The organism is Sulfitobacter sp. HI0027, assembly GCF_001634775.1.
Lineage (GTDB): Bacteria > Pseudomonadota > Alphaproteobacteria > Rhodobacterales > Rhodobacteraceae > Sulfitobacter.
On record NZ_LWER01000440.1, the window covers coordinates 1 to 22,537 of the forward strand.

The window sequence follows — 22,537 nt, forward strand, 5'->3', positions numbered from 1 at the left end:
TGAAGTTGAAGGGGGGGAGACGCTCCCCCCGTGGGGGGCGAGATTGGCGGGGCGTTATTGTTTGGGGCGCGCGATTTGAGCAGGCTGGGGCTTTTTACTGTGCAGGGGGCTTCGGCGGGCTATGTTCATCATGTCCATGAATTTCAGGAAGAACGCGAATGGCCCCACTGATCCAGAAAAAGCCCCCTACCTCTGCCGTGCAGGAAGAGGCGGAAGAACGCTCTGTCAGTGAGGCGGCGGCGCTGTCGCCCAAGCTGATCTATGAGGTGATCCGGCGCGAGGGGCGCGATGAGTTGAACCGCACCAACCGGTCGTTGATCTGGTCTGGGATATCCGCGGGGATGCTGATCAGTCTTTCGGTCTTGGGGGAGGCGATTTTTCGAACCTATTTGCCGGATGCGGGCTGGCGTTTTCTGTTGGAGAACCTCGGCTATTCCTTGGGGTTCATCGCGGTCATCATGGGCCGGATGCAGTTGTTTACCGAAAACACCATCACCACGGTCTTGCCCCTGATGCAGGAACGCAGCCTGAATATTCTGTGCAGGCTCATGCGGCTTTGGGCCGTTGTGCTGGGGGCCAATGTGATCGGGGCCTTCGCGGCGGCCGCGCTGTTTATCTATACGCCCGCCATCCCGGCGGAGGTTTTGCCCGCTATCATCAGCCTTTCGGAACACGCGACGGGCATGCCGGCGGCGGAGGGGTTTTGGCGGGCCATTCCGGCGGGGGTCATCGTGGCGTTGATCGTTTGGATGCTGCCCGAAGCGGATGAGGCTGCATTTTTCCTGATCCTGACCTTTACCTGGCTTATCGCCGCGGGGGACTTCACCCATATCGTCGCAGGGTCTGTAGAGATGGCCGCGCTCATTCTGCATGGCGGGCTGGGGCTTGGTCAGGCGATCTTTGGCTTCTTCCTGCCGGTGCTTGTCGGCAACATCATCGGTGGCACGTTGATCTTCACCCTTGTTGCTTGGGGGCAGGTCCGCGACGATGTGGAGGACAGCTAACGCGAAGCGGTCCCGGTTTTGGCCGGGGCCGAATTGAAAGGATTGGCATTCGTGCTGCGCAGACCTCCGACCCGACCGGCGATCTATTGGGACGCTTTCAAGGCGAGCCTAAAGCAAGCGGCCGACGATAACCTTGCGCTGATCTCGGCTGGGGTGGCGTTTTTCGCGATGCTGTCGTTGTTTCCCGCGCTGGCGGCGCTGATCGCGCTTTTGGGGCTGATCTCGGACCCTGTTGTGGTCATTGCCCAGTTGGAGGATGTGCGCGGGCTGCTGCCGGATGATGTCTATGACATTATCAATACGCAGGTGACCGGGCTGGTCACCGCGCGGGCCGATACCTTGGGTTGGGCCGGTATTGTATCGCTGCTGGTGGCGCTGTGGTCTGCGCGGGCCGGTGTGGGGGCGATGGTGATCGGTCTGAACGCCGTCTATAACGAGCGCAACCGCAATGCTGCGAAACATTACCTTCATGCCTTGATGTTGACGGTGAGCCTTGTGGGGGTGGGGATCGTGGCGCTGCTGGCGGTGGTGGTCGCACCCATCATTCTGGCGTTCATCCCGCTTGGACCCTTTGGCAACGCCGTGGCCGACCTGCTGCGCTGGACCGTTGCCACGGCGGTTTTGTTTGCCGGTGTGGGTGTGCTTTACCGTTTCGGGCCAAACCGGCGCGCGGCGCGATTGCCTTGGCTTAGCAGCGGGGCGATTTTGGCGGTGATGTCTTGGGCGGTGCTTTCGATCGGATTTTCCTATTACGTCGCCAATTTCGGCAACTACAATCAGGTCTATGGCTCGATCGGGGCTGTGATTGCGATGTTGGTCTGGCTTTGGATCAGCAGTTTTCTGATCCTATTCGGCGCGGCCCTGAACGCGCAGGTCGAACGCCGGACGCGCCCGGACAGCACCATCGGCCCGGCCAAACCGCGCGGGCAACGTGGGGCCGAGGCCGCAGATACCTTTATCGATATCACGCAAGAGTAGCTGTTAAAGCAGGGGGCGCTTTTGGCGACCCTCAAGTTCGGTCACCCCCGCTTTCGCCAAGGCGGCGAGGTCGTTGATCTGAAGCACCCTGTCGGACCACGAAAGCAACTGGCGTTCTTTCAGGGCACCGAGGGTTTTGTTGGTGTGCACCACCGACAGACCAAGCGCATCGGCCAGATCGCGTTGTGAATAGGGCAGCAGCATCTGGTTGTGGGTGACCATCCCCAGCGACTGGCCACGTTCGAAAATCTTGACCATCGCCCAAGCGATGGCCTGCATCGCGGTGCGTTGGCCAATGGTGGCAAGGACTTCGCCCATGAAATGTTCTTCGATCGCGGCCAACCAAGTGATGTCAAAGGCGCGTTCGGGGTGGTTCTTGAAGAAATTCCAGAACTCGCTGCGGTTGAAAACGCAAAGCCGCATATGGGTCCGGGCTTCGACGGAATGGCCCATTTCACCCATGATGCCTGCCTGCAGGCCGATGAAATCGCCGGGGAAGACAAAGCTGATGACCTGCCGGTTGCCGTTTTCCAAGGTCTTGTCGCGGATGCCCATCCCAGTCAGGGCCGTGTAAAGCTGGGGTGAGTTTGACCCCTCAAGCAGGATCGGCGTGCCCGGCTCAACCGTCAGCTCACCGGACTTGAACTTCTCCATGAAGTTCACTTCATCTTTCGACATCGGCAGGAAGGCATCTTTGCGACGGAGAGGGCAATAGCGGCATTGTGTCGTCATCAGATAAAATTTGCCTTCTTATGTCTTAGTTTAATGCGCCCTCGTGGCGCGCCCCCTAAATCGACAACTTTGCTAACCCGGGGGAAGACCATGTCGATTTTGATCTACGAACCGGACCCGTTGGTCTGTTCAGACATAAATGAAACGCTTTCTGCTGCGTTTCCGCAATCGCAAATTCGCGTTTTAGAGACGTTTGATCTCAGCAAGCTGGTGGAGAACATCGACAACATCGAATTCGCGGTCCTGTCGCTGCGGCGCGATCAGTTGCACCAGCATCTGTCGGATTTGTCGAACCTGCGGGAGTGGTTTCCAATCGTCTGTATCATGAACGATACGCCCCGATTGGCGGAGGCCGAAAGGAGGCTGAGGTTCATCACCCGCCCCTTTTCCAGTGGCAATCTTCTCAGCGCTGTTAACGGCGCGCTTTCTGACCCGCGGTTATGCCAGCCAGAAATGCCATGACCAAGTTCTTGAGACCGTCATGTTCGGTCGCGGAGGGGTCTTCCTGACGGGGGGCCTGAGCGGCGGGCGCGCGGTCGGATCCGGCCATGGCAAGCAAGAGAAAACCAACACCGAAATAGACCGCGCCGAGGATCAGCGCAGCGGTGAGCGCCGTGGTGACGGTGATGAGATAAAGCCATGCCGCAAGCGTGAGAAACAGCAGCCCGATCAGCAGAAAGAGCGCGGCCCCGGCGCTGAGCATCGCGGTGCGCAGCACACGCCGCAGGGAGCCGCGCAGATGGTTCATCACCGAGGAAAGCATCTTAGCGGCGGGCCGTCACAAGACCGACAAGGAAACCGATGCCTGCGGCGATGCCGAGGGCGGTACCGGGCTGGGCTTGCAGGAATTCCTCGGCTTGCTTTTGGGCCTCCATCGCCTTCAGGCGCCCTGTGTCGGCAAAATCATTCGCCGCGTTGCGGGCGTTGTCGCGCATCTCTTCCGACTTGGCCTTGCCGTATTCGCCCAAGGTTTCGGTCAGCGATGCGATGTCTTTTTTGAGAAGCGCGATCTGATCCGACAGATCGTCGATGGTCAGATCTTTTGCGGCAGCGGTCGGGGTCTTGGCCATGTGGGCCTCCTGAATGTTTGACTGACGATAGGCAGCGCGGGCGCTGAATGCAAAGGGTTCCCTGCGCAATGTGTTGCGCGGGGAACCCTGTCTTTCTGGCCCGGTTTAGGCGTTGAGCGTTTCCGTGGAGGAAAAGAACATCGCTTGCGAGACCGCCGAGACGACCTGATCGACCGAGTAAGGTTTGGAGATCAGGAATGCAGGCTCTGGCTTGTCACCGGTCAGCAGACGCTCGGGGAAGGCGGTGATAAAGATCACCGGACGCATGCCCAGTTCGTTCAGCAGGTCGTTCACCGCATCGATGCCCGAAGAGTTATCGGCCAGTTGGATATCGGCGAGGATCAGGTCAGGCACATCGGCCTTGCCTAGTTTCACCGCTTCATCCCGTGTGCGAGCGATGCCGGTCACGCGGTGGCCCATCTCGGCGACGATGGATTCAATGTCCATCGCGATAATGGCTTCGTCTTCGATGATCATCACCGAACCGGAGGTGCTGTCGGCCATTTCGCGGTGTGCGATCTGGATCAGCTCATCAGCCTCGGCCTCATCCACGCCAATGATTTTGGCGATTTCACCATGCGAAAAGCCTTCGATCGTGTGCAGCAGCAGCGCTTCGCGGCTGTTGTTGGTCAGGCTCGACAGATGCCGCTGCGCCTTGGCGCGGGGGCCGCTTTCGCCTTCTTCCACCGGGGCACCTGCGCTGGCCCAGATACCGTACAAAACCTTGAAAAGACCCGTCTTTGTGTCTACTCCATCGAGCACCGAGCGATCAACCAGGATGGCTTCCAGCGCCGCCGCGGCGAAGGTGTCACCACTGGTCTGGCTACCAGTCATCGCCCGCGCGAACCGGCGAAGGTAGGGGATGTTGGCACCCAGTTCATCGCTGATGCTGGTCTTTTGTGTCGCATCGTTCATCTAGTCGAATCCTTTTTTACTTTTCTTGGAACCAAACACGTCGACATTGTGTTTGGTTCCAGTATGCGTACATAATTATTCAAACGAGACGACGATGCCAGAGGTGATGTTAGTGAATTCAGGAAACAAGGACGAGCGCGAGCGCGTCATCGACGACAACCTCAAGCGGGTCTTCGATGAGACGCTCGATGAAGGCATCCCTGATCGTTTCAAGGATCTGCTTCAGAAGTTGAAGGAACAGGATTCAGAAAAAGGAACGTCATAATGACCCGTCCCGATCCGCGCGACGAGCTGGTAGAACATCTGCCGGCCATGCGGGCCTTTGCCATCAGCCTGACACGCAATGGTGCCACGGCAGACGACATGGTGCAGGACACCTTGGTCAAGGCGTGGACCAACATCGAAAAATTCCAAGAGGGCACGAACATGCGTGCTTGGCTCTTCACGATCCTGCGAAACACTTACTATTCCTCGCGCCGCAAGGCGAAACGCGAAGTCTCGGATGTGGATGGCGTGTTGACTGACGGGCTGGCGGAAAAGCCCGCACATGATGGTCACATGCAGATGACGGATTTCCGCAAGGCCCTTGCCCTGCTGAAGGATGAGCAACGCGAAGCGCTGCTTCTTGTGGGGGCCTCTGGCTTCTCCTACGAGGAAGCCGCAGACATGTGTGGCGTTGCCGTAGGCACCATCAAAAGCCGCACCAACCGGGCTCGTGCCCGCCTTGCTGAACTGCTGGGTCACCATGACGACGAGTCGCTTGAAATGACCGATGACGCGACAATGTCGGTCCTATCTGCTTCTAAAGTTTCTTCTTTCTAAATATGACATCTGGCTTCTTCAGCGGTGATCTGATGCGTGGGCTGACGATCCGTATTTTGCTGTTTCTGTCTCTCGCGCTTTTGCCCATCGGGCTGATCGCGGTTGTGCAGACACGGCAGATTGCGGATCAAAGCCGCCAAAGCGCAGAGCTATCGCTGATCGCCGTCACAGAACAGGCCTCCGCTGCGGAACGCCGGGTGATCCAAGAGGCTTTCGGCGCCGCCGAAGCGCTCACCTCTATCGTGCGTCTCAGGCGGGACGACCCAGAGGAATGCACCGCCTTCCTCAAGGAGTACAAGCAAGCGTCAGACATCTATTCGCTTGTGGGTTTCATCGGGCTAGACGGGAAAATGACCTGCTCCTCCACGGGGCAGGATCATGACTTTTCCGAGGATGAGAACTTTCAAACACTGGTGGAAACACCGGTCCGTCGTGCGATGCCGGTGTTGCAAGGGGCGGTCAGCAATCAGATGGTCACGCTGATCAACGCGCCGGTCTACGAAGAGCGCGAATTGATCGGCTTCATGGCGCTCAGCATTCCCGAAGACGCCATCAACGCGATACGCGAACCCAAGAGCAAACACAGCAGCGTCGCGATGATGACCCTCAACAAGATGGGCCACATCCTGACCACCGAAAACGGGCTGGCCGTTGCCAAAAAGGAATACCCCAGCGATGTCGCCTTGTCGCTGTTGACCACCAAAGAACCCAACGTCTTCCTTTCAGAGAATTTCGATGGCCAAGACCGCGCCTATGTGATCGTCCCAATCGTGCCAGACACGGTCTTTGCGCTGAGCGTATGGCCCAGCAACACCCCGTTTCTAGACACCGGCGTTTCCACCCGCCTGAGCGCGCTTTTGCCCATTGTCATGTGGCTGGCCAGCCTGATCGTGGCCTTCTGGGCGCTGAACCGTCTGGCGATCAACCACATTCGCAAGCTTGGCCGGCAGATGCGTCGCTTTGCGCTGAATCGCACCCTGCCGCGCGGCACGCTTGGCCCCTCGGTGCCCACCGAATTGGTCGAGATGGAATCCGCTTTTGTCGGCATGGCGGAATCGATCCTGCGGGATGAGGCGACGCTCGAAGACAGCCTTCGGCAAAAGAACATCCTGCTGAAAGAGGTCCACCACCGGGTCAAAAACAACCTTCAGCTTATCTCGTCGATCATGAACATGCAGATCCGGCAGGCCAAAAGCGAAGACGCGCGTTTTGTCCTGCGGCGCTTGCAAGATCGCATCCTCAGCCTCGCCACCGTGCACAAGAACCTCTACCAGAATGACGATCTGGTGCGGGTCAACGCCAGCGAACTGCTGAACGAGATTGTAGGCCAGATGCTATCGGTCGGGCTGGCCTCTGGTTCGGGCGTGCAGGTTGAGCAATCCTTTGAGCCGATCAAGATTGACGCCGACGATGCGGCCCCCCTCACCCTGCTGGTGTCAGAGGCGCTGACCAACGCGCTGAAATACGTCTCGACGGTCGAACATGGCAAAGGGTTCATTTCGCTCAAGCTGATCCAGACCGGGCCGGAACAGGCGATGATTGAAGTCCGCAACACCATCGGCAACCCCGAAGAGGTGAAATCCGGCACCGGGCTCGGCTCTCGTTTGATCCTTGCCTTTACCCGCCAGTTGAACGGTCAGGTCGAGGTTGAAACCACGGATGGCGTATACCAAATCCGGGTTAATTTCCACGTCCCGACCGACAGCAAGATGATCTACGACTACTGACGCGCTATCGATCAGCGGAATCTGGCCGGAAACGTGGCCCGCAAGCCACAGACTCGTCATAGGCGAAAAATTTGTCGGAACCCTTTGGCTCGCGCACGGTTGAGCACCTGAAACGCAGTGCTAAAAAGGAAAACGGAGATGACCACGGAGCTCTTTCTCGGCGGTCTGACCATCCTGACCTTAGCCGCGGTCATCATTCTGGCCTTAACCACGGGCCGACGGGAACTAAACCCGGATGAAGACCGTGCCGGTCGCGACAAACAGCAACCGGAGACCCAAAGGTCGAACTACCGGTCAGACTATTAAGACCTGACACCCCTATCGACCGCCCCGAGCAGAACGCTCGGGGCGGTCGATATTTATAGGGCGTCTTTTCAAAAACTGGGGGGCGTGCAGGCGCTGACAATCTCACAGGGGTCGGTGCCAATATTGCGAAACCGATGCGGCAGGCGGCTGTCGAACAGGTAGCCATCCCCAGCGTTTAACAGGCTAACTGCGCCATCGACCGTCACCTCGATGCTGCCCCGCACCACCACGCCCGCTTCTTCGCCCTCATGGCTCAGAAACTCCGGCCCGGTATCCGCGCCGGGCTCATAGGTTTCATGCAGCACCTGAAGCGCGTGATGCGCCGCGTTGCCCAATTGGCGCAGCGATACGCCGCCCTGGTGGCTTGGCGAAATCTCGGTCAGTTCCTGCGCGCGGTAGAAAACCTTGGCGCTGTCGTCCTCCTCAAGGATCGAGAAGAACTCCGCCATACTGATGGGAATCGCGTCCAGCAGGCTTTTCAGCGATGCGACTGATGGGCTCGTCCGGTTCTTTTCGATCAGCGAGATCGTGCCATTGGTCAGCCCGGCCTTGGCCGCAAGCTCACGTTGGGACAACCCATGTTTCTTGCGGATCGCTCTAAGTTTATCGCCGACGTTCAATGACTTGTCCTTTGTGGGCATCGGCGTTGCGACCGGGCATCGTGGCGGAGGGGCAACCGATGATCTTGGGAATTGTTAGATAGGCTCTGCCTTCGCGATTGACAATTATATTAAACGGAATATGGATTTTTTAAACGACACGTCACTGCCCCTCTCTCTTTCGCAATAAGGTATCTGTTCCATGTCCAGCACCGTCAAGAAATCGCACCGCAAATCCTCTGCCAAGGCCAAAGCCGCGCCGCAGATGACAGTGGTCGAAGCAAATCCCGCCACCAAACCCGACGGTCAGACGAATGCCGACCTCGTCGCGCGCCGCGACGCCGCCGTGCCGCGCGGTGTGGCCTCCGCCGCGCCGATCTATGCGAAATACGCCGAGAATGCCGAACTGTGGGATGTCGAAGGCAACCGCTACATCGATTTCGTCGGGGGCATCGGCGTCCTGAACACCGGCCATCGCCACCCCAAAGTGGTCGAAGCCGCCAAGGCGCAAGAAGATCACTATACCCACACCAGCTTTCAGGTGGTGCCCTACGGCCCCTACATCGAACTGGCTGAAAAACTGAACGCGCTGGCCCCGGGTGACGCACCCAAAAAGACGCTGCTCGTCACCACCGGCGCCGAAGCCGTTGAGAACGCCGTGAAAATTGCCCGCGCCGCCACTGGCCGTCCGGGCATCATCGCCTTCACCGGCGGCTACCATGGCCGCACCCTGCTGACGCTGGGCATGACCGGCAAGGTCACGCCCTACAAAAAAGACGTGGGCCCCTTCCCGGCGGATGTCTTCCGGGCGCCTTTCCCTTCGGTGCGCGACGGGATCACCGTGCAGGACGCGCTGACCGGGTTGAAAAACCTCTTCCTCACCGATGCCCAGCCCGAGCGCGTTGCCGCGATCATCATCGAGCCGGTGCTCGGCGAAGGCGGCTATACCCCTGTGCCTTTCGACATGATGCAAGAACTGCGCGCGATCTGTGACCAGCACGGCATCCTGCTGATCGCTGACGAAGTGCAGGCCGGCTTTGGCCGCACCGGCACATGGTTCGCAATTGAGCATTCCGGCGTTGCGCCGGACCTCATCACCGTGGCGAAATCCATGGCCGGTGGCTACCCGCTGGCCGGGGTGATTGGCCGCGCCGATGTGATGGACGCAATGGCCCCCGGCGGTCTGGGCGGCACCTATGGCGGCAACCCAGTGGCCTGCGCCGCAGCGCTGGCGGCGATTGAGGCGATCGAAGACGAAGGTCTGCTGGCCCGCTCCACCGCGATGGGCGAAACGCTCAAAGCTCGCTTTGCCGAAATCGGCGCGCGGTCGGCGCCCTACCGCTTCTGGGATATCCGCGGCCTTGGTGCCATGGTCGCCGTCGAATTCGTAACCGACTTTGACAGCGCCAAACCCGATGCCGATTTCACCAAGCGCGTCATCGCCCACGCCCTCAAGCGCGGCCTGCTGCTGCTGAGCTGTGGCATGCATGGCAACGCCGTGCGCGTGATGGTTCCGCTGACCGCATCTGACGCCATCGTCGAAGAGGGCCTCGCGATCTTTGAAGAGGCCGTGGCCGCAGCTGTCGCCGAAGAGCAAAAATAAACCAACCGGCCATGCCGGAGGGATCGGGCGCGCGGGGCAACCTGCGCGCCCATTTTTATGGCGCGCATCCGGTAAGGCAGGTCTCTGGCAGCACAGGCCTTGGCATCCGCTGGGGAAGCGCGCAAACTCCGCCCGAAATCAATGCCGGAGTGACGATGCCCCTGTTAGACCCCTTGCCCATTTGCACCATTACGGGGATGTTTCACGTGAATAGCGCGGCTGCCCGCGGGAGCCGTTCATGACCGCGCCGATGCGTCCCGGCCCGCGCAACCTGATCACCGATGTGGCAGGGCTGAAGGTCGGCAGTGCGCAGGACACGCGGCTGAAATCCGGCAGCACCGTGTTGATCGGCGACACGCCCTTCACCGCCTCCGTCCACATCATGGGCGGCGCCCCCGGCACGCGCGAGACCGACCTGCTGGCCCCCGACAAGACCGTGGCGGCGGTCGATGCGCTGGTGCTTTCGGGCGGCTCTGCCTATGGGCTGGATGCCTGTTCGGGCGTGGTGGATGCCCTGCGCGCGCAGGGGCGCGGGTTTCGCGTCGGCGATGCGCTGATCCCGCTGGTGCCCGGTGCGATTCTGTTTGATCTGCTGAACGGCGGCGAAAAGGATTGGACGCAGAACCCATATGCCGATCTTGGCCGCAAGGCCATGGAAGCGGCAGGCGAAGAGTTCGAAATAGGCTCAGCCGGCGCGGGCACAGGCGCGCTCAGCGCGATGGTAAAAGGCGGGCTCGGCTCGGCCAGTTTGCAACTGCCTGACGGCAGCATGGTCGGCGCGTTGGTGGGGGCCAATCCGGTCGGTGCCGTCACCACGCCCGGTGACCGCTATTTCCACGCCGCCCCCTTTGAGATCGACGGAGAATTCGGCGGGCTGGGGCCCGACCCCTCCGCCGGGCTGGGCCTCTCCTTTGAAAGCCGCAAGATGGCGGCCATGTCGGCCCGCGCCAATACCACCATCGCCATCGTCGCCACCGATGCCGCGCTGACCAAGGCCGAATGCCAGCGCGTCGCCGTGGCCGCCCATGACGGCATCGCCCGCGCGGTGGTGCCCGCGCATATGCCAAATGACGGCGATCTGGTCTTCTCCCTTTCGACCGCGGCGCGACCTGCGGGGGATGTGGCGATGATCGGCCATGCCGCCGCGCTTTGCCTGTCGCGCGCAATTGCCCGCGCGATCTATGCCGCCTCCCCCGCCCAAGGGGATCTTCTGCCTTGTTGGAGCACGCTGAATGCCTGATCTACCCCTCTCCGATATCTCCCTTTATTACGAGGTCGACGGGCACGGCCCGCCGCTTTTGATGCTGGCCGGGATGCTGAGCGACAGCGCGAGTTGGGGCGCACTGGCCCCTTTGCTTTCCGATCACTTCACCCTGATCCGGCCCGACAACCGCAGCACCGGGCGCACAACGCCGTGGGATGCGGTAACCTCGGTCGCGCAGATGGCCCGTGATGCGCTGGCGTTGATGGATGAACTGGGGCACGCAAAGTTTCACGTTGTCGGCCATTCCATGGGCGGCCTGATGGCGATGGAGCTTTTTGGCCTAGCGCCCGAGCGCATCCAAGCGATGAGCATCCTCGCCTCTGCCCCGGTCCGTGCGCCGCGCACCATGGCGGTGTTCGACGCGCTGCTGGCCGTGCGCCGCGCGCCGCAAGGGGAGCAGCTTTGGCTGCGCGCGCTCTACCCTTGGGTCTTTGCCCCCGGCTTCTTTTCCGATCCGACAAATACTGAGACCGCCCTTGCCGCCGCCTTGGCCTATCCCCATGCGCAAAGCGCGGATGCCATGGCCCATCAGCTCGAAGCGCTGCGCGGCTTTCGCCCCACGGTGCGCCCTGCCGATCTTCGGTGCCCGACCCAAGTGTTGCACGGCGCCGAAGACCTGCTGATCCCCCGCGCCGCCGCCGAGGACGCCTTTGCGCAGATCCCGAACGTGACGCAGACCACCCTGCCAAACGCAGGCCATTCGATCCATTGGGACGCCTCTGAGGCCGTCGCCCAACACCTGCGCCAATTCCACGCCACCGCCGGAGACCCGAGATGACACAAGACCTTTACGGATTGGAAACGACAGCCAGCCGCCCGGAAACCCTGCAGGCGATCAACGATTTCATCCACGGCTTTCTGTCCTACCAGCCCAAAGCCGCAGGCGTCATCGCCGCAGCCGATGCCGACCCCGAGGGCCCGCTGGTCAATGCCTATGCCGCGCTATTGTGGATGTTCCTTGAGCACCCCATCGCACCGGAAAAAGCCCGCCCCTATCTGGAACGCGCCACAGCCGCGACCGGGGCCAACGCCCGCGAGCAAGAGATCATCCGCGCCGTGGGCCACTGGATCGACGGCGATGTGCCCGCTCTCGTCGCTGCCTGTGACGCCATCACCGACAAATGGCCGCGCGATCTGGCGATGCTGAAACTGGCGCAATACCATCTGTTCAACACAGGCGATGCCGCTGGCATGTTGCGCCTTGCGCTGAAATCCCTGCCCGAGGCCGAAGACATTGCCTATGCGCACGGCATGATCGCCTTTGGCTACGAGCAGTGCCACCTGCTCGACCCGGCCGAGGCCGCCGCCCGCCGCGCGATGGAGTTGCGCCACGATGAGCCTTGGGCGCATCACGCGCTGGCCCATGTGATGCTGACCGAAGGCCGCGTGGCGGAAGGCGCGCGTTTCATGGAAAGCGTGGCCGTGACATGGACTGATCTGAACTCCTTCATGCGCAGCCACAACTGGTGGCATCTGGCATTGTTCTACCTGTCCCAAGGCCGTCACGCCGATGTGCGCGCCGCCTATGACCAGCACATCTGGGGGCTTGAGAAAGACTATTCCCAAGACCAAGTCGGCGCTGTGTCCCTGCTGGCGCGGATGGAGTTCGCGGGCGTCGATGTGGGCGACCGTTGGAAAGATGTGGCAGACCATGTGGCAGCGCGGGGGGCGGATACGGTCAGCCCCTTCCTGACGCTGCAATACCTCTATGCCCTCTGCCGCACCGGACGGCCCGAGACAGCAGAGATGCTCTCTGCAATCAAGGCCCGCGCCGCCGAAACCACGGCCCATGACCATGCCGCATGGGCCGAAGTCGCGCTGCCCGCCGCCCGGGGCATCGCCGCCCACGCCAAGGGGGATTGGGCCACGGCGATCCGCGAACTTGGCTTGGCCCTGCCCCGCATGGCCGAATGCGGTGGCAGCCATGCGCAACGCGATCTTTTCGAGCAGATCCACCTTGATGCGCTGGTGCGCGATGGCCGCGCCTCTGCCGCGCAGCAGGTGCTTGAGATGCGCCGCACCTATGACCCCGAAGGCGTGCCGCTGAACCTGATGCTGGGCGCGGTCTATGAAAAGAGCGGTCTGCCAGATCTGGCCGCCCAAGCCCGCGCGCGGGCAGAACGCACGCTGGCCGGAGCCTAGACCGGGCCGCGCTCTTTAGGCGCGTGGGCCGACGGTGACCTCGAACTCAGAGATGCCGTCGACACCCCCGGTGATCACATCGCCGGGCTGCACAGCCGCGACACCGGCGGGCGTGCCGGTCATGATGATGTCCCCCGGTGCCAAGGTCACGGCCTGCGACAGGGTGGCGGTATGCTCCCGCACCGACCAGATCATCTGCGACAGATCGGCCTCCTGTTTCATCTCGCCGTTCACGGCCAGCCAAAGGCGGCCCTTCTCGACCGAGGGGACATCGGCGATGGGCAGGATTGGTGCGATGGGCGCGGAATTATCAAACGCCTTAGACCAGTCCCACGGGCGGCCCATCTTCTTGGCCTGTGCCTGAAGGTCGCGGCGGGTGAAATCGATGCCCACAGATGCGCCCCAGATGTGATCCATCACATCCGCTTCTGCGATGTTTGCGCCGCCCTTGCCGATGGCGATGACAAGCTCTGCCTCAAAGTGGAAATCCTCGGTCAGCGGCGGATAGGGCACAGTGCAGGGCGTATCGAGCGTGGCATCGGCGGGTTTGGTGAAAAAGAACGGCGGGTCGCGCATGTCATTGCCCATCTCAAGCACATGCGCCTCATAGTTACGGCCCACGCAAAAGACGCGCCGCACCGGGAAACGGTCGCTGGTCCCTTGAACGGCAAGGCTGCTTTGCTTTGGGGGGTCAATCACATACATCACTGGGTTCCTCTTGGCATGATGCGGCCAAGGAACACCCGCGCTTTGTAACAGTCAATGACCCCCGTGCGCTTATAAACCCTTGAGCGATAACTCTTTCACAGGTCCATGCCTTTGCAGATCGCCTCTTGCACCTCGCGGATGTCTTCGGCGCTCAGCCCATAGTCCGCCGCAGCCACCTCGGCGCTTATATAGCCGCGCAAAAGGTCGCGTTTCACCAAGTCCTTGGGGCGCTCGGTGGCGGGGCCGTAGCCCGCGCCCCCCGGAAAGGCCATCATCACCTTTGCCCCATGCGGCACGAACTGTTTGCCCTTGCCGCGCATCGGCGTGCCATCGTCGCGGGCGATGGTGGTCGGGGCACCGGGGGCGCCGCCCTGCCGCCCACGGGCGGGGTGATCGACGCGGTCGAACATCGCCTGCATGTCGAACTCATGCCCCGCGCGGGCGCTGACTTCCATGTACTGCCCCAGCCCCCCGCGCTGGCGACCCGCGCCGCCGCTGTCGGGGCGCAGTTCTTTGCGCCAGATCACCACAGGACCGGCATGTTCCGTGGCCTCCACCGGCATGGTCATCACGCCCGAAGGGAAGGCCGTGGCATTCAGCCCGTCGTGTTCTGGCCGCGCGCCCGAGCCCCCGGAGTTGAAGGTCAGCACCTCGGCCCGGCGCGCGCCTGTGGGGGCTTGCGCATCCGTGCGCGGGCGCAGGCTGACTTGGAAGTTGCACAGGCAACCCGCGCCCTCGGCAGGGACAAGATTGGGCAGGATCTGATCCAGCGCCGCGTAGACTGTATCGGGCACGAAGTGACCGACGATGTGCCGCAGGGCCACGGGTGCCGGGTGCACCGCGTTGACGATGGTGTTTTCCGGCGCGGTGATCCGAAACGGCTCTAGCGAGGCGGCGTTGTTGGGAATCTCCGGCGCGATGGCGCATTTCAGCGCGTAGCAGGCATAGGCCTTGGTATAGACCAGCGGGCAGTTGATGCCCTTTTTGTCGATCCCGCTGGTGCCCGCGAAATCCGACAGGATGTGATCTTCTTCGATGCTCACCGTGACCTTCAGCGTGATCGGCGTGTCGAAGCCGTCGATCGTCATCTCGCCGGTCGCCTGCTGGCGTGGCAGCGCCGCGATCCGCTCCAGCGTGGCGCGGCGGGAATTGTCGAGGATGAAACCCGCGATGCCGGTGAGATCGTCGAGGGCAAACTCCTCCATCATGTCGATCAACCGGCGGTGGCCGATCTCGTTGCAGGTGGTGAGCGCGTAGATGTCGCCGACCAATTGATCCGGCTCGCGCACGTTGCCACGGATGATCCGCACCAGTGTCGCGTCGACCTTGCCCGCATCGGCGAATTTCATGATCGGCAGGTAGAGCCCTTCTTCGTAGACGCTCGCCGCATCCGCACCAAAGCCACGCCCGCCGATGTCGACGATATGCGCGGTACAGGCAAAGAAGCCGACCAGCTTGCCGCGGTGAAAGGACGGCGTGACCATGGTGATGTCATGCAGATGGCCTGTCCCTTCCCAAGGGTCGTTGGTGATATAGACATCGCCTTCGAGGATGTTCTGCCGCCCAATGCGCCGGATGAAATGCGCCACCGCGTCGGCCATGGCGTTGACGTGGCCGGGTGTGCCGGTGACCGCCTGCGCCAACATTTGACCGTCGGTATCATAGACGCCTGCCGAAAGGTCCCCCGCCTCGCGCACCGAAGTCGAGAAGGCTGTGCGCACCAGCGCCTGCGCCTGTTCCTCAACGACCGAGATCAGCCGGTTCCACATGACCTGATAGGCGACGTTTGAATGTGTCTGTGCCATGGGCTTACCCTTTCACGGTGATGTCGATGCAGCCGTCCGGCTGGCAGATGGCGCGGCGTGACGCGGGCAGGATGATCGTCGTCTCATCCTCGGTGATCGCGGCGGGGCCTTGGGCGGTCTGGCCGGGGGCCATCTGGGCGCGCAGGACCACGTCGGCATCGCAGTATTCGGCGAGCGCCGGGTCGAACATACGCCGTGTTAGAGCCACATCTGCCGCCGCACCCGGAGACTGCTCTGCGGTGCGGGCGACCGCCTCGGGCGGGGTGGTGGCATTGACCGACCAGACCGTGATCTCGATATCCAACCCCTCGACGGTACGACCGAAAAGCTTGGCGTAATCCGCCTCAAAAAGCGCCTCGAACCGGACGGCATTGGGGTTTAGGGCGTCTGCCTCGTCCAGCACGATGGGGATCTCCCAGCCCTGCCCGCTGTAGCGCATGTAGACTTTGTATTCCGACAGGATTTCCGCCCCGGCGTCGCAGTTGCGGACAAAGCCAGTGGCCTCTTCCTGCAGTTCGGCCAACAGCGTCTTGATGCGGCCCGCGTCGAAATCCGACAGCTTCATATAGACCGAGCGATTGGCCTCGAAGCTAAACGGCGCGCGCAGGAACCCGATGGCCGAGCCGACCCCGGCACCAGGCGGCACCAGCAGGCGTTCAACGCCCAGTTTCTCACAGAGCCGCCCGGCGTGCAGCGGGGCCGCACCGCCGAAGGCGATCATCGTGTAGTCGCTGAGATCCTCGCCGTTTTCCACCGCATGCACCCGCGCGGCATTGGCCATGTTTTCGTCCACCACTTCGGCCAGCCCAAAGGCGGCGGTGGCGGCGTCCATGTCCAATTCCTTGCCGATGACATTTTGCAACGCGCCTTCAGAGCCTGTGGTGTCGAGGCGGATCGAGCCGCCCGCGAAATTGTCGGGGTCGAGCTTGCCCAGCACAAGATCAGCATCGGTCACGGCAGGCTTCTCACCGCCCCGCCCGTAGCAGGCCGGCCCGGGCTCAGAGCCCGCACTTTCCGGCCCGACCCGGATTTGCCGCATGGCGTCGACATGCGCGAGCGAGCCACCGCCTGCACCGATCTCCACCATGTCGATCACCGGGATCGAGATCGGCATGCCGGAGCCTTTCTTGAAACGGTAGGTCCGCGCCACTTCGAACACTCGGCTGGTCTTAGGCGTCTGGTTCTTGATCAGGCAGATCTTGGCCGTGGTGCCGCCCATGTCGAAGCTCAGCACCTTGTCGAGCCCATAGCGCGCGGCGATGTTCGCGGCAAAGACCGCCCCGCCCGCCGGGCCGGATTCCACCAGCCGCACCGGGAATTCGGCGGCGCTTTCGATCGAGATGATGCCGCCGCCCGAGTGCATCAGGAAGATGTTGCAGGAGACACCTTCCTTCTGAAGCCGCCCTTCAAGCCGCCCGAGGTAGCTCTTCATCAGAGGCTTGATATAGGCATTGGCGACCACGGTGTTGAACCGCTCATACTCGCGCATCTGCGGTGAGACCTCGGAAGAGATCGAGACCATGACCCCCGGCAGCCGCTCTTCTAGCACCTCGCGGATCAGCCGTTCATGCGCGTCGTTCAGGTAGGAATGGATCAGCCCCACGGCGACGCTGTCATAGCCGGCGTCCGCGATACGGTCGGCCAAGGCTTCGACCTCGGTACGGTCGAGCGGCAGCAGAACCGCGCCGGTGGCATCGACGCGCTCTTCCACCGTGTAGCGCATCTGGCGTGGCAGCAGTGGCTCGGGGAGATTGAGGTTCAGATCATATTGCTCAAACCGGCTTTCGGTGCGCATCTCGATCACGTCGCGGAAGCCCTGGGTCGTGATCAGCGCCGTCTTGGCCCCGCGCCGCTCGATCAGCGCATTGGTGGCCAGCGTGGTGCCGTGGATGATCTGTGTCAGGTCGGCAGGGGTGACCCCGGCCTTGGTGCAGACCTGATGCATTCCGTCGATGATCGCGTTCTCGGGCGCGGCATAGGTGGTCAGCACTTTGGTCGAGAAACTCTCGCCGCCCTTTTCCAGCACTACGTCGGTGAAGGTGCCGCCGATGTCTACGCCCAGTCGGATGGTTGATGCCATGTCTCACTCCTGTTTGGACGCAGGATAGGGGCGGGCGCAACATCGGCGCAAATTATTATATTCTATGGGTGTGAAAGGTTTTTTCGATCCTCAGCATCGAAGACCTGAGCGCAGTCCCGGGCCAGTTCGGCGGCACGGGTGACATAGGCGGGCGTGCGATCCGCGTGATAACGCGCGGCGACTTGCAGCGGGCGCGGGTGCCACGCGGCGGGCAGAATCCGCAGCGCCCCATCGGCCAGCGCGGCTGCCACCATCACACGCGGCATCACCGCCACGCCCATCCCGTCGAGCACCATGTTCATCGCCGCCGACAGGCTGCTGGAGGGCACCAAACGGGCCTTGGGTGCAGTCGTGCCGTCGAAACGGCCGATCAGATCGGAATGGGCCTGCGTATGTCGCGCATGGCCCAGCACCGGATGGCGTAGCATGGCGTCGAAATCAGCCGCGGGGCCGATCTGCGCGGCCAATTCCGGCGCGGCGACCCAGATGTAGTCATAGGTCGCCAAGTCCACCTGCCCGCTCGCCGGGGTCGAGAAGGGCGCGGTTTGCAAGGTGAGATCAAGCGCATGGGCGGCGAGTTCCTGATCCAGATCGCGTGACAGATCGACGGTAAGTTCGACGGTGAGGTTGGGATAGACCTCGGCCAGCGCGCGCAGAAAGGGGCGCAGCCATGTGCTGGCAACCACTTCGGTCACGCCAAGGCGCAGGCTGTCGTCGATCAGGTCGGGCCGCGCGGCGGTCTCGACCAGCGCTTCTGCCTCGCGCAGGACACGGCGGGCTTGGGCCAGCAGCGCGCTGCCCTTTTCGGTCAACCGGATCGACCCGGCGTCGCGCTGCATCAGGGTGACACCCAAGGTTGCCTCCAGCCCGGAAATCCGGGCCGAGATATTGGGTTGTGTCGTGTTCAGATGCGCGGCGGCGCGGCGAAAGCTGCCAAGGTCTGCGACCCAGATCAGCGCTTCAAGCTGTTTCAGCGTGAAGAGATTACCGATCATTCGCGCCAGTCAAAGAAACCCGGTCCGGCCTCGGCCAGAAGCTTGCGGGCCATCGCCTCGCCCGCCGCGGCGCCGTCGGAAATGGCGCAGGTCACGTCGTCGCCGATGGCGTCTGACCCGTCCGGGCGCAGCACCTGGCCGCGCAGGCGCATCTCGGTGCCGTTGAGTTCGGCCAGCCCAGCGATGGGCGTCTCGCAAGAGCCGTCAAGCGTCGCCAGAAACGCGCGCTCGGCGGCCAGTTGTTCGCCCGTGGCGCGGTCATGGATCGCCGCCAACATGTCGGCGGCGCGGCTGTCGTCGATGCGGCGCTCAACCCCAATCGCCCCTTGGGCGATGGCCGGCAGCATGTCATCGGGATGCACGGCGGCCTGCGGCACATCGTCCATTTTCAGCCGGTTCAGCCCGGCCATGGCAAGAAAAGTCGCCTCGGCCACGCCGTCATCCAGCTTTTTCAAACGGGTTTGCAGGTTGCCACGAAACTCGACCACTTCCAAATCGGGCCGTCGCAGTTTCACCTGCGCCCGGCGGCGCAGACTGGAGGTGCCCACCACCGCGCCTTCGGGCAACTCGGCGATGGATTTTAGGTGCGGCGAGATGAACGCATCCCGACAATCCTCGCGCGGCAGATAGGTGTCGATCAGCAGCCCACCGGGTTGCAGCGTCGGCATGTCCTTCATCGAATGCACCGCGATGTCGATGGAGCCATCCAGCAGCGCCGCTTCGATCTCGCGGGTGAACAGGCCCTTGCCGCCGATCTCTTTCAGCGGGCGGTCGATGATCTTGTCGCCCGTGGTCTTGATCACCACGATCGTAAACGCTTCAAACGGCAGGTCAAAGGCGGCGGCGAGCCGGTCGCGCACCTCATTCGCCTGCGCGAGCGCCAGAAGCGATCCGCGTGTGCCGATGTTGAGAGGCCGGGCCGGAGTGGGGAGCTGATACGTCATGACGCATCCCTACCCCCGTCGACATGAACTGACAACTGCTGTACCTGCGCTACCTACGGGTTTGCCACAATTAGGAACGCCATAATGACTGCGAATAAGACCATCCTGCGCGCCCTTGCGGGCGAAACCCTGCCGACCCCGCCAATCTGGATGATGCGGCAAGCCGGGCGCTATCTACCCGAGTATCGCGCGACCCGGGCCAAGGCGGGGGATTTCCTGTCGCTGTGCTACAATCCTGAACTTGCCGCCGAGGTGACGTTGCAGCCGATCCGCCGCTACGGGTTTGATGGGTCAATCCTCTTTGCGGACATCCTGCTGGTGCCCCAAGCGCTTGGTGCCGACCTGTGGTTCGTCACGGGCGAAGGCCCGCGCCTGTCGACGATCACGACAAAGGCCGAGATGGAAGCGCTGAAACCAGCGGATGCCATTCACGACCACCTCGCTCCGATTTACGAGACCGTGCGTATCCTGTCGCGCGAACTGCCCGAAGAGACGACGCTGATCGGTTTCGCAGGCGCGCCATGGACGGTGGCGACCTATATGATCGCGGGCAAAGGCACGCCGGATCAGGGGCCAGCTCATGCGTTGAAGGACGAAAACCCGGAGGTGTTCGATGCGCTGATGGAGCGGATCACGTTGGCGACCATCGAATACCTCGACATGCAGATCCAAGCCGGGGCCGAGGTGGTGAAGCTCTTCGATAGCTGGGCCGGATCGCTTCAAGGTACCGATTTTGACCGTTATTCGACCGAGCCGCTGCGCCAGATCATCAGTGCGCTGAAGGCTCGCCATCCGGGCGTGCCGATCATCGCCTTCCCGCGCGGTGCCGGGGCGCGGTTTGCCAATCTGCATGCGGCCACTGGGGCGGACTGCATTGCCGTGGATGATGCGGTGAGCGCAGAATGGGTCGCCGAGAACGTGCAGCCGCATGGCTGTGTGCAGGGCAATCTGAAATCCTCGCATATGGTGACGGGCGGGGATGCGCTGGTGCAAGAGACACGCGCGATTGTCGACGCGCTGGCGAAGGGGCCGCATATCTTTAATCTCGGGCATGGAATCACGCCGGATGCGGATCCGGAGAATGTGCAGTTGATGATTGATACGGTGCGCGGGACGCGAGGCTGAACCTCCGCATCTTACAATGAGGGCCATCGCCTGCCCGCGGGTCGGCGATGAGACGATGGCTCATGCCACTTTATGGTTCAACCGTGATGTGCCTTCACGAAGTCATGCCCAGCCTCTCCAAATCGCCTACCCGTTCGCACCGAAGGTGCGCCAAATATGGAGGCACGCCTCCGGCGTGACGGGCGGGCAGGCGATGGCCCGGCGCCTGCGGCTTGATTTCGGGCCGGGATAGTTAGCTCAAACCCACTTCGCCATAGGCGGCAGGCTCATCAGCACCGCATCAGGGTCATGCCCCGTCTCAAGCCCGAACTTCGTCCCCCTATCATAAACAAGGTTATACTCCGCATAGAGCCCACGGTGGCGGAACTGCACATCCTTATCGTCCATGTCCCAGTCCATCTCGCGCCGCTTATCGACCAGCGGTACATAAGCGGGGAGAAACGCCCGGCCAACGTCTTGGGTCAGCGCGAAATCCGCCTCCCAATCGCCGCTGTTGCGGTCGTCATAAAAGATACCGCCCACACCCCGCGCACGTTTGCGGTGCGGGATGTAGAAATACTCATCCGCCCAAGCCTTCAGCTCATCATAGAGCGTGGCGCTATGGGGGTCACAGGCGGCCTTCATCTCGGCATGGAAATAGGCGGTGTCCTCGTCATACTCAATACAAGGATTCAAATCCGCCCCACCGCCGAACCACCACGCATGAGGGGTCCAGAACATGCGGGTGTTCATGTGCACGGCAGGCACATGCGGGTTTTGCATATGCGCGACCAGACTGATGCCCGATGCCCAAAACCGCGGATCATCGGCCATGCCCGGCAGTCCTTTGCGCGCGGCCATCGCCACTTGCGCCCGTTCACCCAAGGTGCCGTAAACGGTGGAGATATTCACGCCCACCTTCTCAAACACGCGCCCGCCGCGCATGACAGACATCTCACCGCCGCCAGCGTCGGACCCATCAGGCGCGGTGCGGGTTGTGTTGCTGACCACGAAACGTCCGGCCTCTTCTTCCCCGACATGACGCGCTTCAATGTCATGGAACGCCTGAACGATGTCATCGCGTAGCTTGCGGAACCAGTCCGCCGCGCGTGTCTTTTGGTCTTGCATGTCTTCGGTCATCTCTGGCCCGCCTTTCTATTATTCCATCGCCCCGCCGCCGAGGATCAAGCCTTCGTGTTCGGCCATGTAGATCCGCAACCAAGGCGTATATTCTTCGGGGCTCTGCGCGAGGTTGGTGTGTAGATCGCTCAGGCTGATCCAGCGCGTCGCCATCACCTCATCGGGGTTTTCCGTGATCGACAACGCCGGGTCTGCATGGGCAAGGAATACCTCAACAACCTCATGCTCTATCAACCCGCCGCCAACATCGGCGCGGTATTCGACTTGGCCGCGATGCTGAAGGTCCAACCCGGTGATCCCCAACTCCTCGTCCAAACGTCGTGTGGCGCAGGCTTGGGGCGGCTCGTCCCATTGCGGATGCGTGCAGCAGGTATTCGCCCAGAGGCCGGGGGTGTGGTATTTGCCAAGCGCGCGCTGCTGCAGCAGCAACCTGCCCTCGGCAATTACAAAGACCGAGACCGCCATATGCCGCAAACCGCGTTCATGCGCGGCGAGTTTTTCAACCGGTTGCAGGGTGCCGTCGACCCAAGCGGGGACCATGATCTCCATCAGAGGCGGCTCGCCGTTGTGTTCATCTCACCCTCGAAGCAGAAGAAATT

At 62.0% G+C, this 22,537-nt stretch carries 24 protein-coding genes; 12 read left to right on the forward strand and 12 right to left on the reverse strand.

Annotated elements, in window-relative coordinates:
* The first annotated feature begins 158 nt into the window (after positions 1-158).
* Entirely contained in the window at positions 159-1,004 is an 846-nt protein-coding gene (locus A3722_RS20355; RefSeq protein ID WP_067623994.1) for a formate/nitrite transporter family protein, read from the forward strand.
* Positions 1,005-1,055: 51 nt separating this feature from the next.
* Entirely contained in the window at positions 1,056-1,982 is a 927-nt protein-coding gene (locus A3722_RS20360; protein ID WP_067623992.1) for a YihY/virulence factor BrkB family protein, read from the forward strand.
* A gap of 3 nt (positions 1,983-1,985) precedes the next feature.
* Here the strand turns inward: A3722_RS20360 and A3722_RS20365 are convergent, their stop codons facing one another.
* Positions 1,986-2,714: a Crp/Fnr family transcriptional regulator gene (locus A3722_RS20365; protein WP_067623991.1), complete on the reverse strand. Its 729-nt coding sequence runs from the start codon at positions 2,712-2,714 to the stop codon at positions 1,986-1,988.
* Between the two features lie 90 nt (positions 2,715-2,804).
* Here A3722_RS20365 and A3722_RS24135 point away from each other — a divergent pair, with 90 nt between their 5' ends.
* Positions 2,805-3,176, forward strand: a complete 372-nt coding sequence (locus A3722_RS24135; RefSeq protein ID WP_150120001.1) for a hypothetical protein — start codon at positions 2,805-2,807, stop codon at positions 3,174-3,176.
* Here the strand turns inward: A3722_RS24135 and A3722_RS20370 are convergent.
* From A3722_RS20370 to A3722_RS20380, 3 genes are all read right to left on the reverse strand, one after another.
* Positions 3,127-3,462: a phage holin family protein gene (locus A3722_RS20370; RefSeq protein ID WP_150120000.1), complete on the reverse strand. Its 336-nt coding sequence runs from the start codon at positions 3,460-3,462 to the stop codon at positions 3,127-3,129. The two genes, A3722_RS24135 and A3722_RS20370, sit on opposite strands and share 50 nt — an antisense overlap.
* 16 nt (positions 3,463-3,478) lie before the next feature.
* Positions 3,479-3,784 (reverse strand): DUF883 family protein, encoded by a 306-nt coding sequence (locus A3722_RS20375; RefSeq protein WP_067623987.1) that lies wholly within the window; start codon positions 3,782-3,784, stop codon positions 3,479-3,481.
* A gap of 105 nt (positions 3,785-3,889) precedes the next feature.
* Positions 3,890-4,699 (reverse strand): response regulator, encoded by an 810-nt coding sequence (locus A3722_RS20380; RefSeq protein ID WP_067623984.1) that lies wholly within the window; start codon positions 4,697-4,699, stop codon positions 3,890-3,892.
* Between the two features lie 94 nt (positions 4,700-4,793).
* On the opposite strand from A3722_RS20380, the gene A3722_RS20385 reads away from it, so the two are divergent.
* From A3722_RS20385 to A3722_RS24440, 4 genes are all read left to right on the forward strand, one after another.
* Positions 4,794-4,964, forward strand: a complete 171-nt coding sequence (locus A3722_RS20385) for a NepR family anti-sigma factor (RefSeq protein WP_201722086.1) — start codon at positions 4,794-4,796, stop codon at positions 4,962-4,964.
* Positions 4,964-5,521 (forward strand): RNA polymerase sigma factor, encoded by a 558-nt coding sequence (locus A3722_RS20390; RefSeq protein ID WP_067623982.1) that lies wholly within the window; start codon positions 4,964-4,966, stop codon positions 5,519-5,521. Before A3722_RS20385 ends, A3722_RS20390 begins: the two co-directional genes overlap by 1 nt.
* A 2-nt stretch (positions 5,522-5,523) precedes the next feature.
* The gene (locus A3722_RS20395) at positions 5,524-7,248 is read left to right on the forward strand and encodes a sensor histidine kinase (RefSeq protein ID WP_067623979.1); all 1,725 of its coding nucleotides are present in this window, start codon (positions 5,524-5,526) and stop codon (positions 7,246-7,248) included.
* A 138-nt stretch (positions 7,249-7,386) separates the two neighbouring features.
* Positions 7,387-7,554, forward strand: coding sequence for a hypothetical protein (locus A3722_RS24440; protein ID WP_161487433.1), 168 nt, complete (start codon positions 7,387-7,389; stop codon positions 7,552-7,554).
* A 68-nt stretch (positions 7,555-7,622) separates the two neighbouring features.
* Here the strand turns inward: A3722_RS24440 and A3722_RS20400 are convergent, their stop codons facing one another.
* Entirely contained in the window at positions 7,623-8,174 is a 552-nt protein-coding gene (locus tag A3722_RS20400) for a cupin domain-containing protein (protein WP_067623976.1), read from the reverse strand.
* Between the two features lie 181 nt (positions 8,175-8,355).
* Here A3722_RS20400 and gabT point away from each other — a divergent pair, with 181 nt between their 5' ends.
* The 4 genes from gabT (at position 8,356) to A3722_RS20420 (ending at position 13,162) form a co-directional block, all read left to right on the forward strand.
* Positions 8,356-9,756 (forward strand): 4-aminobutyrate--2-oxoglutarate transaminase, encoded by a 1,401-nt coding sequence (gene gabT, locus A3722_RS20405; RefSeq protein WP_201722087.1) that lies wholly within the window; start codon positions 8,356-8,358, stop codon positions 9,754-9,756.
* Between the two features lie 250 nt (positions 9,757-10,006).
* Positions 10,007-10,996, forward strand: coding sequence for a P1 family peptidase (locus tag A3722_RS20410; protein ID WP_067916401.1), 990 nt, complete (start codon positions 10,007-10,009; stop codon positions 10,994-10,996).
* Positions 10,989-11,798 (forward strand): alpha/beta fold hydrolase, encoded by an 810-nt coding sequence (locus A3722_RS20415; RefSeq protein WP_067628088.1) that lies wholly within the window; start codon positions 10,989-10,991, stop codon positions 11,796-11,798. The genes A3722_RS20410 and A3722_RS20415 overlap by 8 nt, the downstream gene beginning before the upstream one ends.
* Positions 11,795-13,162 (forward strand): tetratricopeptide repeat protein, encoded by a 1,368-nt coding sequence (locus A3722_RS20420; protein WP_067628085.1) that lies wholly within the window; start codon positions 11,795-11,797, stop codon positions 13,160-13,162. Before A3722_RS20415 ends, A3722_RS20420 begins: the two co-directional genes overlap by 4 nt.
* Positions 13,163-13,177: 15 nt before the next feature.
* Here the strand turns inward: A3722_RS20420 and A3722_RS20425 are convergent, their stop codons facing one another.
* From A3722_RS20425 to hemC, 5 genes are all read right to left on the reverse strand, one after another.
* Positions 13,178-13,867, reverse strand: a complete 690-nt coding sequence (locus A3722_RS20425; RefSeq protein WP_067628082.1) for a fumarylacetoacetate hydrolase family protein — start codon at positions 13,865-13,867, stop codon at positions 13,178-13,180.
* A gap of 98 nt (positions 13,868-13,965) precedes the next feature.
* Positions 13,966-15,675 (reverse strand): hydantoinase B/oxoprolinase family protein, encoded by a 1,710-nt coding sequence (locus A3722_RS20430; protein ID WP_067916403.1) that lies wholly within the window; start codon positions 15,673-15,675, stop codon positions 13,966-13,968.
* A 4-nt stretch (positions 15,676-15,679) separates the two neighbouring features.
* Entirely contained in the window at positions 15,680-17,755 is a 2,076-nt protein-coding gene (locus A3722_RS20435) for a hydantoinase/oxoprolinase family protein (RefSeq protein ID WP_067631193.1), read from the reverse strand.
* A gap of 62 nt (positions 17,756-17,817) precedes the next feature.
* On the reverse strand, positions 17,818-18,750 hold the full coding sequence (locus A3722_RS20440) for a LysR family transcriptional regulator (protein ID WP_067631195.1): 933 nt from the start codon (positions 18,748-18,750) through the stop codon (positions 17,818-17,820).
* Positions 18,747-19,694, reverse strand: a complete 948-nt coding sequence (gene hemC, locus A3722_RS20445; protein WP_067631198.1) for a hydroxymethylbilane synthase — start codon at positions 19,692-19,694, stop codon at positions 18,747-18,749. Before hemC ends, A3722_RS20440 begins: the two co-directional genes overlap by 4 nt.
* 84 nt (positions 19,695-19,778) lie before the next feature.
* On the opposite strand from hemC, the gene hemE reads away from it, so the two are divergent.
* Positions 19,779-20,819, forward strand: coding sequence for a uroporphyrinogen decarboxylase (gene hemE / locus A3722_RS20450; protein WP_067631201.1), 1,041 nt, complete (start codon positions 19,779-19,781; stop codon positions 20,817-20,819).
* 237 nt (positions 20,820-21,056) lie between these two features.
* Here hemE and hemF read toward each other — a convergent pair whose 3' ends face one another.
* Together hemF and idi are read right to left on the reverse strand one after the other, a co-directional pair.
* Positions 21,057-21,938 carry an oxygen-dependent coproporphyrinogen oxidase gene (hemF, locus tag A3722_RS20455; protein ID WP_067631204.1) on the reverse strand — a complete coding sequence of 294 codons (882 nt, stop codon included), beginning with the start codon at positions 21,936-21,938 and terminating at the stop codon, positions 21,057-21,059.
* Positions 21,939-21,956: 18 nt separating this feature from the next.
* Positions 21,957-22,487: an isopentenyl-diphosphate Delta-isomerase gene (gene idi / locus A3722_RS20460; protein WP_067631207.1), complete on the reverse strand. Its 531-nt coding sequence runs from the start codon at positions 22,485-22,487 to the stop codon at positions 21,957-21,959.
* Between the last annotated feature and the right edge of the window lie 50 nt (positions 22,488-22,537).